Source organism: Clostridium beijerinckii, assembly GCF_018223745.1.
GTDB lineage: Bacteria > Bacillota > Clostridia > Clostridiales > Clostridiaceae > Clostridium > Clostridium beijerinckii.
The window spans coordinates 4,046,414-4,061,819 of sequence record NZ_CP073653.1; the positions used below are offsets into that span (position 1 = coordinate 4,046,414).

A 15,406-nucleotide genomic window follows, 5' to 3' on the forward strand; every position below is an offset into this window, starting at 1 on the left:
ATTTTACCCACCAGAATATATGACTTTTCTGGTAGGTTCATTTTATCACTTACGTTATGCTTAAGCTATACGTCAATTTTTTATTCTTACAAATTTTGTATTTTTCTTCTACTATATATTTAGATCCTTGGGATAACTCCCCTAAATTGAGCCTATCATTATTAATAGTCTACCTAATTTACCATTCAACGTTTTTTATTTTCTAGGTAGGTGATAATATCTTCTACATATCCATCATTAAACTCTGTCTCTCTTAATATATAATAATTGTTTTTATTTATACCATCTATATCAACCTTGTCTTTTATATATGGAGATATTAAGAGTAATGTATCTTCATCCTGAATTAAATTTTTTAGGTCATCATATGTAGAATCAACATGAACTTTATAATCCATATTTTTTTCTTTCAATTTTTGATTTAACTTTTCTTTCAGAGTTTCAGAAAGAGATTTTTTAAAAATATTTAATCCTCCATCCATTCCAAAGGGATTTGGTCTAGCCCCTACTATTACTTTGGCGATGATAATAATATTTTTCAATTTTATTTCCTCCAATATTTTCTCATATACTATATAATACCATAAATTTAATTAAACCCCATGCTATTTATCAAATGTAGTAATGAAATTAGAGTATATCCAATCTACTGTTAATTCACGAATTTACCATCTATAACAATGACTATCAATCAAGTTATTAGCCCAAATTGGACTTCATCACTCCAAACAAAAAAATAGTAGCCCAATGATTACTCATGGATAGCTACTAATTTTTTAACTATTATAAAATTATAGTGATACCAGTTGCCTAAGCAACTAGAATTATATATTATATGGTTTTAAAACATATTTCCGCATGTTTATTTGCCAAATTGTTCTTCCGTAATATCAAGTGTCGAAAGGTTACCAGCGCCACTTTACTTTTCAAATTAGTCAACGCATATTACTCCTTTTATCTAAAATCTCATAATATAGATTTTAGTCCAATCAGAGTATTATTATCTGTAGCTTTTACATCGGTATTTAGCGAAACAGATGCCAACGGAGTAACTATGGATTTCTAGAATCCATATATACACTCTTAATCAACGCAAGCTTATAATCTCTTGTTGATCAAGAATAGTATCTTTTAATTATAGTAAAGTACCGCCAGATGCTTCAATACGTTGACCTGTAACCCATCCCATTTCATCCGTGCATAGACTAGCGACAACACCTCCAATATCAGAAGCTTCTCCAATTCTTCCTAGTGCAGCATGAGAACCAACAATATCTTTCAAACCTGGATTTTTAATATAAGTATCTCCACTAAATTCAGTGTTAACAGCTCCAGGCGCTATAGTATTCACTCTTATACCTCTAGCTCCTAATTCTACAGCTAAATATCTAGAAAAAACTTCTACTGCACCTTTTGCAGAAGCATAAAGTCCAGAACCTGGGAATGTAAAGCGAGTTAATCCTGTTGAAGTGTTCACAATTCCACCTTTGTCAGCAATAAGCGGAATTAGTTTTTGTGTCAAAAAGAAAACTCCTTTAAAGTGTATATTAACTATTTTGTCAAATTCCTCTTCTGTAACTTCTAAAATAGGAGTGTGATTTGAGATCCCAGCATTATTAATTAAAAAATCAAACTGCTCTCTATTCCATTTATCCTTTAAAACATCTGATAACTTATATGCAAAGGAATCAAAGGAAGATATATTACTTACATCAAGCTGAATAGCAGCAGCTTTACCACCATTTGCTTCAATTTCTTTTACAACTTCATCTGCTTTTTCTTTTTGATTATTGTAAGTGATAATTACATCTATTCCTTTTTTAGATAATGATATTGCAGAATTTCTGCCAATTCCACGACTTCCACCTGTAACTAATGCAATTTTATTATTTGGGTTCATAAAAACCTCTCCTTTAAATATTTATTAACCATTTAGAAATTAATATCTCATTATTTATACCGCTACTTATATTTCAAAGACAGTATTTCCTTAGTCATCAGTTTTAATATTAATCCAAGAAGGTATAAGTTACTTGAAATTTAATTTCCTATGATTTATACTCATGTTAATACCTAGAGATATCTCTAGGTCAAGCTTTTTTCAATAAATTTTAAAGGGGATTTTAAAATTGACTTATACAATAAAAGATATATCAAAAATGTTTGGAATTTCTATATATACAATTCGTTTTTATGACAAAGAAGGACTTCTACCATTTGTCATGAGAAATAAGTCTGGAAACAGAGTTTTTACTGAATCAGACGTAAGTCTGTTTAGAACAATTTGCTGTCTAAAGAATACTGGCATGCAACTTAAGGATATAAAAAAGTATATTGATTTCTGCATGGAAGGTACTAGCACCATAGATTCACGAAAAGAATTACTTTTAGAACATCAAGAAGTAATTTTAAATCAAATAAATGAACTCAATGAAAATTTAGACCTTATTCATTTTAAAATAGAAAGGTATTCATCTCCTGACTCAGTCCAAATTATTAACGAAGAAAGGAAAAAATTTTATGATGAAAAACGTAAAAATAACTTGTTATAGTAATCAAACTTGTTCCACTTAAACCTCTTGCTTCCTCTAAATATTTACATATGTACTATAAAACAGTTTTAATAGTACATATTTATATTTGAAACTATTCTCCTATAAACATATAATAAGTTATAAAATGATTCATATGTAAATCTATTATAATTCTTCATAAAAATTATAATAGATGAAATATTCAATGTTAAGTTTATTAATTCTTCTAAAGAAACAATCTCCCTGCACATACTGTATATTCATAATAACTATCTACTCCCTTAAGTTTTAACTAAATTATAATAAAATTATTATTTGCCAAAATACTTTTAATATGTATAACAATAAATTGATACACTTAACGTCAGCATCAGAAGTCATATTTCAAGCAATACTCATTTATGTGCTCTTTTTAATGGAGTAGGTAGTTTTTTATAAAGAGTATGTCGATATAATCTCCATTGAGGAGTAGAAGCATCGTCTCCAAAGAATTATAAATAGCCTTAAACATTTTATATCAATGTTTAAGGCTATCTATAGCATTTATTTTATATATCATTTAGTAAAACTCTCTATCGAAAGTAATGATACTCCTATAAGAAGGATTAATACTATATATGATATCTTGTATTTGAGCTTGTAGCTCCTTTTTTTCACTATCTTTAAAACTAGTCTTGTCCAATACCACATCAAATAATATAGTTTTTTCTTCACTTTTTCCAACAACTCTAAAATCATGCATAGATAATATACCTTTTATTACTTTAATCTTTTCATAAACTACTTCTTTTAAGGCTGTAATCTCAGGGCTGTCTGTATTAATTGGATCCATATGAATTGAAAGATATACATTCATTCGTTTACCAATTTCCTTCTCGGCCTTATCTATAATATCATGCAGTTCCATAATCGATATATTACTTGGAACCTCAGCATGCAAAGAAGCCATATATCTACCTGGTCCATAATTATGAATTACAAGATCATGTACTCCGCATATATATTTATAACTTATTACGCTGCTTTTTAGCTCTTCTACAAATTCCTTTTCTGGTGCTTTTCCAATTATAGTACCAAGCATTTCTCTTCCAAGTTCTATACCTGAATGGAGAATAAAGAGAGATACAATTAATCCTATATATCCATCAATAGGAAAAGTTGTAAACTTTGTAATAAGTAAAGAAAATGTAACCATAGATAGAACTAAGATATCAGTAAATGATTCTAATGCTGATGCTTTGAGTGCAGAGGAATCAATAACATTACCTATATAATTTGTAAATCTATTAAGAAAAATTTGCAATGGTATTGCACACAGCATGCAAATAAAACTTACTTTATCAAAAGGTATAGTTACAGGATGTAAAACACGTAAAAACGAGCTTCTTAGAAATTCAAATCCTACTACAAGTATGGCACCAGAAAATAAAAGTGCAGTTATATACTCTATTCTTCCATAGCCAAAAGGATGTTTATCATCTGCCGGACGATTTGCAAGTTTAAAACTAAATATTGTAACTAACGAAGATAATGCATCTGTTAGATTATGAAAAGCATCTGCCGTAATGGCTATACTGTTTAGAAATAAACCAATAACAATTTCTAGAATAAGAATAGAAGAATTTATTATTATCCCAACATTTCCTCCAAGAGTCCCGTAGGATTGCCTTACTGATTGGGAACTTACATTTTTGTGGTCTTTAACAAATTTTCTTATTAAAAAATCAAAAATAGACTTCATATATTTCGCCTTCCACCGTTTTATCTTATTTATTCCACGTATGTTTATATACGCGTTTAATCAATAAATTAACACCATAAACTAACTCAATAATTCAGCGTATTATTAAGTATTATACCATAAAATTCCTTATACAGCATAATGGGAGTGTCGCAAAATGATTAAATTTTAATCAGGAGCGATGCTCCTTTTCGGTTTAAGCCAGCAAATCTCCAAATATTTGAAATACAATATTAATTATTTAAAGAATTCTGATTTTTAAGCACACTAAAATAAGCCTAGTTAATTTATTCCATAATTAGGCAGTAGGTTTCAATTCATGAAGATGATTCTGAGTTTTTTCATTTTGTATTTTTGAATGTAATTTGTTAATATTATAACCAAAACAAAGCAAAATAAATTCAGTTTGAACGCTATTTTTTCCACGTGTTAAAAATCTATTGAATTCATAATCACTTTTTAGAACTCCAAATGCTCCTTCGACCTGAATAGATCTATTCATTCTTAATTTAGTTCCAAATTCAGTTGTAATATTTTTATAGGATATTTCACGCTTTTCCACAAAAGTTTTTGAAACCTGCATTTTTCTATTTCCTTTTGCTTTTGTGCATTTTACTTTGTAATCGCAATTATCACAGTTTTCGCATTCATACACAGTTACTTCTGATTTGTATCCACTTGCGGATTTTCTATAAATAATAGAGGTAGGTATTAATTTTCTATTGTTATGACAAATATAAAAATCCGATTCAGCATCATATTTCATATTTTCGCGCTTACTTATATCATTTTTAAAACTTCTTTTTTTCCACTTCTCATAAGTTTGTGGTTTTATATAAGGAGTTTGCTTATTTGATTCTAAGAATAAATAGTTTTCTTCGCTTTCATAACCTGAGTCTGCAATTATATTAAGATATTTACGACCAATTTTTTTCTTTCATATTATTAAGCATAGGTATTAATGTTGCTATATCATTTCTATCATCAAATATTCCGACGCCGGTTACGTATTCACTTTCAACTGCGATTTGCACATTATATGCAGGTTTTAATTGACTATTTCTCATATGATCATCTTTCATATGCATGAAAGTTGCGTCTGGATCAGTTTTAGAATAACTATTTCTTTTTGAAAATATTTTTTTACTCAAATTATATTTTTCTTCTCTCTCTTTATATTCAGATAGTTGCTCTGTCCACTTTTGAATTTTGGTTTTTCTTTTACCAATTCCATGAACAAACTCTATGTTTCTTTTCTTTTTTTCATATTCAAGCCATTGAAGAATTTTATCAATATCATCTATTAATGTTTCTTTCTGAACAGTAAATTTTTTTAATTCTCCAAGGTTAATATTTTCTAAAAGAACAAGAATTTTATCAAACATTTTTTCTTCATTTTTTAAAATAGTTTTTTTCCAAACAAATGTATAACGATTAGCATTCGCTTCGATTTTAGTACCATCAATAAATGCATTTTCAAATAGTATTTCATTTTGATTTGCTAAATAATTAACTTGTTGATAAAATAAATCTTCAATTACCTCATTTGAAATATAGTCTTTACGAAATCTACTGATTGTAGCATGATCCGGTGCCTTATAACATTGAAGTAACCACTTAAAATTTATATCTCTTTTGCATGCTTTTTCGATTTTCCTGCTTGAATAAATATTTTGAGAATAAGCATATGATATTATTTTGAACATAATTTTAGGTTCCACTGCCGGTTTTCTTCCAACGGAAGAGTACGCCTTATACAACTTCGTGTAATCTAATCCCTCCAATACATGGCTTAGCAAGCGGACTGAATCATCTGATGGTATTAAATTTTCTAGATTTAATGGTAATATAAGTTGAAAATTATCATTAATCTCAGTATAATCTTTATTGTGTAATTTGGTTTTTAGCATAAGTAAATTATACAATGAATGTGAGTTCTTCGGAATTCACATTTTTTATATCTAAAAAAATGAGCCGCTACAAAACTAACTATGTTAGTTTTGCAACAGCCCCATCTTATTATATATTTAAAGCAAATGATCGGGAAAAACCTCACTTATTACTGATATGGTTCACCGTATCAGCAATAAGCGATACTCCATTTTCCTTACTCTCTTATTATATTTAGGCACAATATTTATTAATCCTAGTTTGCTACTACTTGATTATTTTTTATTTTATTATTAAAAATAATATATAGTATTGCTCCAGTTAAAAAGGTAATTATTTCTGTAATGGTCATAGACCATATAACACCATGCAATCCATAGAAATTATTCAATACTATTATGACAGGAATAAAAAGAATTCCTTGTGTAATTCCCATAATTGTTGATGGTATTCCTTGACCTGATGCTTGAAAGATTCCTGTAAATAATGTAGTAAATCCATTGAAAAGTGCGGAAATAAGCATGGCTGCCATGATATAAACTCCGACACTTAATACTGCTGAATCATTAGAAAACAGACGAATAATTACATTTCTAAAAATAAAAACTAAAGTAACAAATCCACCTGATAATCCTAAAATCCATAAAGCTGATTGTTTTATACTGTCTTTTAATCTCTTAAAGTTTTCATTAGAAAAATTATATGCAATTAAAGGGATAATTCCTAATGCGAGTCCCATTGCAAGGAATTCTGGTACTTGTACAAGTCTCAAGGCAATACCAAAACTAGCTACTACACTTTCTCCATATCTAATTGAATAATTATTCAAAAGAAGTGTTGTAATAATTAGAAAACCAGCTAGGAACAATTCAGAAACCCCAACTTTATATATCTCTATTTTATCTTTAAGGGAAATATTAAAATTCTTAATAAATCCTTTTAAATTCTCGCTTTTTGTTTCCAAGTAGTAAATATAATAAATTGATGAAGCTATATTAGCCAAAATCATTGATACTGCTACTCCAATAACATTAAATTTAAATACTAGTATAAATAATGGGTCAAATATAAGACCAAAAATTGTACTTACAACCATTCCGAACATTGATTCTTTTGATGCTCCTTCTGCTCTCACAACTTGCTCCAATGCGAAGTTCATTATAATTGCAAAACCACCAATAAACATAGTTAAAGAATAACTTTTTGTATAATTAATAATAGCAGAAGTATCTGCCCCCAAAATCTTAACAATAGGATTAAGTGCTATTATAGCAATTATTCCAAGCAAAATTCCTATGATAATACTGCTATAAAAAGAATATCCAGCTATCTTCTTAGCTTTCTCTTTATCTTGTTTAGCAATAAGACGAGTTATAAATGTTCCGCCTCCAGCCCCTAACATATTTCCAAAAGCCATTAGTATAGTGAAGATTGGTAGTCCTAAAGTGATAGCAGTTAACATATCTGTATTGTTTAATAGTCCAATAAAAAAAGCATTAATAACGTTATATATTGTACCTACTGACATACCGATCATCATGGGAATAGATAAATGTGCAATTGCCTTAGTAATCGGTGCACTTTCTAAATAATATTCGTTTGAAAATTTTTGTTTCATAATTTCAGCCTCCATAATAAGTATTATTAGAATTCGTATTCTTAGAATTCTAAGTTTTTAGTTATAAGTTATTATATTAATAACTTATAGATTTCTATCTACTTTCAATAACAAAGCTAACAAAGTTTCCTTCTCTTGTTCCGTCAAGTTTGCAATAATATTTTCCTCTGCCTCAGCTACCAATTTATTAAAATCTTCTATGAGTTCAGCACCTTTAGGCAGTACATATATATATTTTTGTCTCTCATTTTCTTTAGGAATTCTTCTTTCAATATATCCTTTTTTCTCTAATCCTTGCAGCATACTTGTAATACTTGCTTCTGTACGTTGAAAGACTTTTGCCAAATCTTTTTGAATAATACCACTGTCTTGATGTTCATAAATATAACCTATCATACGTCCTTGTTGAGAATTCAATCCTAACTTTTTGACTTTTTCATCAGAACTGAGTTTCATTTTTATCGCAATACTTCTAATTAATTGTGAATATGGTGTTTCTACAGAGTATCCAGAATTAGTCATTCAAATTCCTCCTAAACTTTACTTAGAATTCTAACTATTTATAGTTTAACAATTAGACCTTCAAGTGTCAATATTTATTTCTTATAATTATTTTTATATTTATAATATTTCTTTTTTTACATGCTATCTTTTACTTATGATGAGGTTCACCATTCATTATCCTAAATCATCTTCTAATATTAATTCTTTTTATCCTATTACATCAACTACCCATTCTAGACATTATGCGAAACTAATCTAGACTCTAAAAACATTTTATTGCAAAATAACTAAATTTATCCCACTGAAAAAAATTACTCTTTTCGAATTTATATAATATAGGTTTTAATTTGAGGTTATTAATCAAAATAATTTCAAAATTAAATCTTTATATTCCAAGTAAGTGTATTAACATGATTTTTTGGCTCTAAAGAGTCATGAAATAAATACCTGTGAGTTGCACTCTCCCCTATGGGGTGAATGTGTCTTATGGATTTTCATTAAAATTTAAAGGAGTGATGTATTATGAAACACGAGAAATTAAAAAAACTAGTTGCTCTCACTTTAGTAATTGGACTTACATTAACTGAAATGCCGATGCTTGCTAAGGCAGCAACAACAAATTCAACAATAACTACAAATCCAGCAAAACTTGCGAATCTAACGGAGACATCAGTATCAAAGCCTAGTGAAGTTCCAAGTAACATATGGAAATATGCATATAATGTAGATAAGAAATTTAGTAAGAATGGAGATTTTGCATTATTATTATGTGCAGTTATAAAAAAAGAGAGTAATTTTGGTGCAGGCTTATCTGGCAGTCCCTCATCTGGTGATGGATTAATGCAAGTGGAACCAAGTACAAGAAATGCATATGCAGCAAAGTTTAAATCAACATATGGACGAACTTATGATCATGGAAATCTTCAAGATCAGGTAGCATTAGGTGGATTGATTATAAAGGAGATGGTTGATCAATTTGGTGGTGTATATAATGGTTTATTGCATTATAATGGAGGTCCAAACTGGTATCCAGGTTGCACAGACTCATATGGTCGACCAATCCTAGCTGATCAATATGCAAACGCAGTATATAAAACATATAAAAACTATGGTGGAAAGAAATAACAAACAAAATAAGTGGACAAGTTTATTAGATTCCAATATATAATTGACTTTTTTAATTGGGAGTTTCTTGGACTTAGTGTGAAATTGATATAGTTATTTGAATTGATAAATATGATAGGACTGTTCTCATTATTTTTTGAGAACAGTCCTATTTTTTAGCCTATAACCTTTTTTGCCATATTAATCATATCTTAATAACTTTTTTAATTCCATGCCTTCAAACCCGTATTATACAAGCATATTCTTCAGAATATTAGAATATATATTCTAGTATTCTGAAGAATAAATATTGTTAAGAATATATCTTCTTAACAATATAAGAATGTCATGTATGTTGCAATTCACAATGCACATTTCACAATTTACAATTACGACTAAAATTCTTGCAATATTTTCAGAATTATGATGAATAATTATTTTTGCAACATATATATGTTACAGATTGTGTTAATTCCTGGGTTTCTTTTTTATAGAGCATATTATTGAATATCTAATAACGATATCTAGAATCTCATTTTCATTATGAATAAATAAAATAATATACGTGGCAATGCAATAGCAGATAGTATTGCAATCGCAGTATGTACTTTTTTCTCATCTGGTAATATAAACAAGAAAAACTTATATCCTAAAATGCCAATTAATCCACCCAAACAATTTAGAATTATGTCATCAATGTCTGATGCTCCAATTCCAAAGATCCCCTGAATGATTTCAACAAACAAACTTACTATAAATACAAATAATAAATTGGTTATTACTCTTTTATTATTTTTGAATAATAGCAAATATGCACCAAGAGGAATAAATATAGCTATATTTCCACCCACATTACCAAAAGCGAATTTTTTTATAGAGGCAGAGCTACTAAATAGATATTCCTTTATACTATAAAAAGGAATGAGATTGATTGACCTATGATCCAAATTAGAGATTCTTGATAAAAACAATATTTTAATTAATAAAAGTATGTAGCAAATGAAAACACCATATAAAAAGAATGTTTTGATCCGTTCTCGTTTAATCATAATTACCCCCTTAAAGTAGAAAATGAATACTCAAAGCTTTTATCTCTCTAAGTATTCATTTTTCACAAGATTATTAATATATATATTGCAATTCACAATACACAATTGCGTCTAAAATCCTTACAATTCTTTAATAATTATTATGAAGAATTATTTTTGCAACATATATTTTTTATTCTAATTTAGTTCGTTATATTTTAACATAATCCAATTTACTTAATAAATAATTTCATTTATTTGTAATAATCATTTAAGACTTCTATACTCTTATATTTAAATCTTATATAAGAATTTAATCTAATTGTGTTTAATTTATGAAGGAGATACTCTTTTTTGTTCAATGGATCATAAGTTGTTTTTCCAGCATCCACGTGTGCAACAATTCCTATAATTGGACCGCCTAAAATTTGACCCAAGGCATTTATTTGTCCATTTATAGAAAGTACAGTGGCTCTAGCCTTATCGTCTATATGTCCATTAAGCCATACACTAAATATAGGTTCATTTATAGTTCTAAAGGTATTTGTCGCTAAATACGCCATTAACATTAATCTAAAGTTTTTTGTAATAGCAAATATAAACATAAATAATATATAAAATATATTTATACCTACCAAAAGCTTTCCATTATTATTCTTATCATCATCAAGTCTATTTGACATAAAATGCATAACTATTGCACTTGACACCATTCCTGCATTGCTTCTGTTGTGTAGCCAAAGCCCACGCTTTTTTACCCAGATTATGTGCTATTTCAAATTTCTCATACTCTTCTTCAACATAAATTAGTCCAGTTCAAAGCAAATAACCTGTTTCCATTAATCATTATTAATTTCATGAAAGTTGCTCATTTTCAGTAAATTCTCAAATATATTACACTGGTAATATACCACATATTTATCCATTAACTAACAAAATACTTTCTTTACAACAATAGAAATAAGTGCTAATATTAATATAACGATAATAATTATCAATTAATAATAATTATAAATTCAAGAATATAAATAATAACATTATTTTAGATAAATTAATAAATAAGACCAGCTAATAATAGTCAAGTTAATTTTCAAAAAAATAGTTTTTGGAAAAAGAGTATGGCAAACAAACCGTTTCAAAACACGAACGGTTACAGAAATTGGAATAAAATTAAGCGACTTTGTTTAAAGAGTTATTTTCCAGGAACATTTGCTTATGTATTTTGGGATCTCTTTGCTCAAACGGAGTTTGATTTCGGAGAACAGCAAAAATGTAGTTTATAATTTTATGCATTATAGCGACTAAGGCGATTTTAGGCTTTTTGCCTTTAAGGTTTATTTGATAATAATCTAATAGGACTTTATTTATAGGAACTCCATTACGATTGTTACGGATTGAAGCTAGTGCAACAGAATATAATGCTCTTCGACCGATTCGAGTTCCTCTTTTTGAAATTTTATTATCATCGCCTTTAAAATTACCTGATTGATTAACTGAGCTATCAATACCAAAGAAAGCTACAAGATGTTTGGGCTTAAGAAAACCATCAATATCACCTATTTCAGCTATTATAGTAATAGCAGTTAATTGCCCTATGCCAGGAATTGAATCAATTAGTTCAATATTAGCTCTAATAGATTCAGGAAAAGTTTCAGACTGTATAAAATTGTTAATTTTCTGTAGCAATGTATCAATCTCTGATTGAATAGTTTTTATTAATGTTATAGAGCTGGCTATTTTGACGGTTAAACCGTCTAACGGTAAGCCAATTATTTTAGCTTCATTAGCAACCTTAAATAATTTGGAATATGTATTTTCCGACCAGATAATGCCCTTTTTAGAGCTATTAAGGAAAATCTTAATTATATTTTCCTTAGGTGCCTCTAAAATTGATTGTGGCGTTGGATATTGACTTAAAAGCTCAATTGAACTTTTAGATGTTGAATCTGAAAATATAGTATTATAGCCAGGAAAAATAACTCTTAAATCAGCGGATAATTTTTTCTTAAAAGTAGAGCTAGTATCTGTAAGTTTGTAATACTCTCTTACAAGATTTTTCAGAAGAAAAATATCAAGGCTAAGTTGTTGTGATAACTTAATGTTTTGAAATTTTCCTATTGTTGCAATAGATAAAGCGTCTTTTTTATCATTTTTCACTTTTCTTATGTCACCATTTTTGTTAGACTTAGTAACGAGTGGATTGATAACAAATGTGTTATCGAAATATTTATTAAGATAGTGGAAAAGAGATAAATGGTACACGCCAGTGGACTCCATGAAAATTGCAGTTTTCATGTTAAACTCTTCTTCCACTTTTTTTATTTCATTAACTAAGTGGTTGAAGCCATTGAGATCATGCTTTATTTTAAATGACTTCTTATAAATATCACCATTCGGTGCGAGTATTGCAGTATATGAAAAATCAGCTGAAACATCAATTCCTATTACAGGACTATAAAAAAAATTAGACATTGTATATATCTCCTTAAATTAAATTTTAGATATAGAATAGAACTTCCACTCTGTCAGATAGCTTATAACCTTGTTTGTGACACGGGTAATTCCCGAAGGGAAACCCAACCAGCTAAACATAGAATTCTACCTGATGAAATGATACGCTTTTTTACGGGGATAGGTTCTAAAAGACCTCCCAGGAGGTTTACATCTATCTTCTATTCAGGAGTATTATACTAGACTATATAAAACTTGGTTAGATTCCTTTAAGGAATTTAAATAAAAAACTATTTAAGATATGAAATGCATATTCCCTATCGGGGCGTAGGCAAAGTAATAAATTAGAATATTAAAAATAATAAGAGGTGTAATGTTCGTTAGAAAGATAAATAGTTTTCTATCAAATGTTACAACTAGATTATACAAGGAGGTTTAAGATATGAGTGAACAATTTCGTACTTACGAAACAGCTTGGTGTCCAGGCTGTGGTAATTTTAATATATTAGAAAGTTTAAAAAGAGCGTTAACTGAATTAGGAAAGGACCCTTATGAGGTTTTAATGGTTGCAGGAATTGGGCAAGCCGCTAAGTTGCCTCAATATATAAGTGCTAATAGTTTCTGTGGTTTACACGGTAGAGCAATACCTGTTGCAGTTGCTGCTAAAATGGCAAATGATAAGCTAACAGTTATAGTAGATTCTGGTGATGGTGATACCTATGGAGAAGGCGGAAATCATTTTATCCATAATATAAGAAGGAACACTAATATAACTCATTTTGTTCATGATAACCAAATATATGGTCTTACAAAAGGTCAAGCCTCTCCTACTTCTGGAATAGGTTTAGTAACTGGGGCTCAAACTACTGGAAATATCAATGCCCCATTAAATCCTGTAGCTTTAGCTATAACACTTGGAGCAGGCTTTGTTGCCAGAGCCTTTAGTGGAGATATGGATCAGCTTGTTTCAATTATGAAGGAAGCAATTTCTTATAAAGGATATGCTATGGTGGATATTTTTCAACCTTGCGTAACTTTTAATCATATTAACACTTTCTCCTTCTATAAAAATAGAGTTTATTCTTTAGATGAAAACTACGACCCTAGCAATAAACTTGCTGCACTAGAAAAAGCTATGGAGTTTGGAGATAAGATTCCAACTGGAATTCTATATAGAGAAGATAAGGAAAGCTTTAGTGAAAGAAATGTTGTTTTAAATAAAGATACAGCTCTTATTGACAGACCTTTCAATCCTTCTATTATAGAAGAACTTATTTCTCAGCTTGTATAATTTAATTTATAGTTATGAGCATTAAAGATTATTTCAACAAACAAACTTGATATAAAAGAGCAATAATAAATTTGTTATTGCTCTTTTATCCTTTTTGAATAATTACAAATATAACCAAAGGAAATAAAACTAATTTCACTTATTTGGTCTATTTAATAATTTAGTTTTCAAAAAAGGAAGCTGATAGCGGTTGTCTTTCTGTAAATCTTTTAAAGCTATGTTTAGGATATCCTACCATTACAACTCCTGTTATTTTCTTTTTCTCTGGAATGTTAAAGATCTTGTGCATTGGTGAATTATCACTACGAGCACAAATTTCAAATACTCCTGCCCAACATGATCCAAGCCCAAGAGATGGCGCATATAATTCAAGATACGATAATGAAAGAATTGAATTTTCTCTACCATTACGAAAATCTTCATCAGCCAAAGTTATAATTATACTAGGTGCATCTCTTAAGATAGTGTCAACTTTAGTATTCTTGTAGCCACTAATCATTCCTGCTAATACCTTACTCAAAGTTTCATTATTTTCAAACCAGTTAATGCATTCCTCAACTGCTAATTGAATTGTTTTTTTATCGTCTACTATTAGATATGATATACCTTGTGAATTACTTGCAGTTGGTGCCAAATGTGCAACCTCAACAAGTTCCAATAACTTTTCTCTTTCAACTGGTATATTCTTATATGAACGAATAGATCTTCGTGATCTAATAAAATTCTTTGCTTCTTCTGAATTTAGCTTTTTGATTTCTCCTATCTCACTTTGCATAGCTAATGGAGATTTCTTATTATCTATAGCCTCTTTTGGACATACAGCCACACAATGACCACATTCTATGCATGCATTAGGATTGACTTCTTTTGGGCCGTCCGCTTCTAGTTTTAATACTCCTGTTGGACATTCCACCACACACATTCCACATTTTATACATTTTTCTTTACTTACAGTTATTAAACTCATTTTTATTCACTCCTTATTAATTTTTGCACTCGCATAATAATACGAATACACTTAATTTTTATTTGATTTATAATACATGTTAAAAAATTTTCCCAGAACTTGCTTTTTCTCATTAATTTTTCATTTTAAATCATCTCCAATACTTTCCTATGAACGCATCACATCTTATTATCACCTCCCTTAGCTATGCTTAGTACCCTTTTGAGAACAATCATTCTAATTGATATAAAAAAATTATATATTCAATAAATCAGAAAAATCCACTATATCATGCACTC

Annotated in this window: 11 protein-coding genes and 2 pseudogenes; 3 read left to right on the forward strand and 10 right to left on the reverse strand. The window is 29.0% G+C overall.

Annotation, left to right across the window (positions count from 1 at the left end; genetic code table 11):
• Positions 1–185: 185 nt before the first annotated feature.
• Positions 186–542 carry a hypothetical protein gene (locus KEC93_RS18365; protein WP_039770043.1) on the reverse strand — a complete coding sequence of 119 codons (357 nt, stop codon included), beginning with the start codon at positions 540–542 and terminating at the stop codon, positions 186–188.
• 593 nt (positions 543–1,135) lie between these two features.
• A complete protein-coding gene (locus tag KEC93_RS18370) occupies positions 1,136–1,900 on the reverse strand; it encodes an SDR family NAD(P)-dependent oxidoreductase (RefSeq protein WP_039770045.1) in 765 nt (254 codons plus the stop codon).
• A gap of 229 nt (positions 1,901–2,129) precedes the next feature.
• Here KEC93_RS18370 and KEC93_RS18375 point away from each other — a divergent pair, with 229 nt between their 5' ends.
• A complete protein-coding gene (locus tag KEC93_RS18375; protein ID WP_012059804.1) occupies positions 2,130–2,552 on the forward strand; it encodes a MerR family transcriptional regulator in 423 nt (140 codons plus the stop codon).
• 541 nt (positions 2,553–3,093) lie between these two features.
• Here KEC93_RS18375 and KEC93_RS18380 read toward each other — a convergent pair.
• The 4 genes and pseudogenes from KEC93_RS18380 to KEC93_RS18395 all read right to left on the reverse strand — a co-directional run bounded on the left by KEC93_RS18380 (position 3,094) and on the right by KEC93_RS18395 (position 8,305).
• Positions 3,094–4,275 carry a cation diffusion facilitator family transporter gene (locus tag KEC93_RS18380; RefSeq protein WP_077870058.1) on the reverse strand — a complete coding sequence of 394 codons (1,182 nt, stop codon included), beginning with the start codon at positions 4,273–4,275 and terminating at the stop codon, positions 3,094–3,096.
• Positions 4,276–4,573: 298 nt separating this feature from the next.
• Positions 4,574–6,185 (reverse strand): annotated as a pseudogene (locus tag KEC93_RS18385) (IS1182 family transposase).
• 236 nt (positions 6,186–6,421) lie between these two features.
• Positions 6,422–7,783: an MATE family efflux transporter gene (locus KEC93_RS18390; RefSeq protein ID WP_012059806.1), complete on the reverse strand. Its 1,362-nt coding sequence runs from the start codon at positions 7,781–7,783 to the stop codon at positions 6,422–6,424.
• 84 nt (positions 7,784–7,867) lie between these two features.
• Positions 7,868–8,305 (reverse strand): MarR family winged helix-turn-helix transcriptional regulator, encoded by a 438-nt coding sequence (locus tag KEC93_RS18395; protein ID WP_012059807.1) that lies wholly within the window; start codon positions 8,303–8,305, stop codon positions 7,868–7,870.
• A 504-nt stretch (positions 8,306–8,809) separates the two neighbouring features.
• Here KEC93_RS18395 and KEC93_RS18400 point away from each other — a divergent pair.
• On the forward strand, positions 8,810–9,412 hold the full coding sequence (locus KEC93_RS18400) for a transglycosylase SLT domain-containing protein (protein WP_012058483.1): 603 nt from the start codon (positions 8,810–8,812) through the stop codon (positions 9,410–9,412).
• A gap of 503 nt (positions 9,413–9,915) precedes the next feature.
• Here KEC93_RS18400 and KEC93_RS18405 read toward each other — a convergent pair.
• The 3 genes and pseudogenes from KEC93_RS18405 to KEC93_RS18415 form a co-directional block, all read right to left on the reverse strand.
• On the reverse strand, positions 9,916–10,440 hold the full coding sequence (locus KEC93_RS18405) for a VanZ family protein (protein ID WP_077870020.1): 525 nt from the start codon (positions 10,438–10,440) through the stop codon (positions 9,916–9,918).
• A 374-nt stretch (positions 10,441–10,814) separates the two neighbouring features.
• Positions 10,815–11,135: pseudogene (locus tag KEC93_RS18410) on the reverse strand (MFS transporter); the annotation flags it as partial.
• A 454-nt stretch (positions 11,136–11,589) separates the two neighbouring features.
• Entirely contained in the window at positions 11,590–12,891 is a 1,302-nt protein-coding gene (locus tag KEC93_RS18415; protein WP_111944665.1) for an IS110 family RNA-guided transposase, read from the reverse strand.
• A gap of 421 nt (positions 12,892–13,312) precedes the next feature.
• Here KEC93_RS18415 and KEC93_RS18420 point away from each other — a divergent pair, with 421 nt between their 5' ends.
• Positions 13,313–14,161, forward strand: coding sequence for a 2-oxoacid:ferredoxin oxidoreductase subunit beta (locus tag KEC93_RS18420; protein ID WP_077869439.1), 849 nt, complete (start codon positions 13,313–13,315; stop codon positions 14,159–14,161).
• 160 nt (positions 14,162–14,321) lie between these two features.
• On the opposite strand, the gene KEC93_RS18425 is transcribed toward KEC93_RS18420, so the two are convergent.
• Positions 14,322–15,128 carry a nitroreductase family protein gene (locus KEC93_RS18425; protein WP_077869440.1) on the reverse strand — a complete coding sequence of 269 codons (807 nt, stop codon included), beginning with the start codon at positions 15,126–15,128 and terminating at the stop codon, positions 14,322–14,324.
• Positions 15,129–15,406 lie beyond the last annotated feature (278 nt).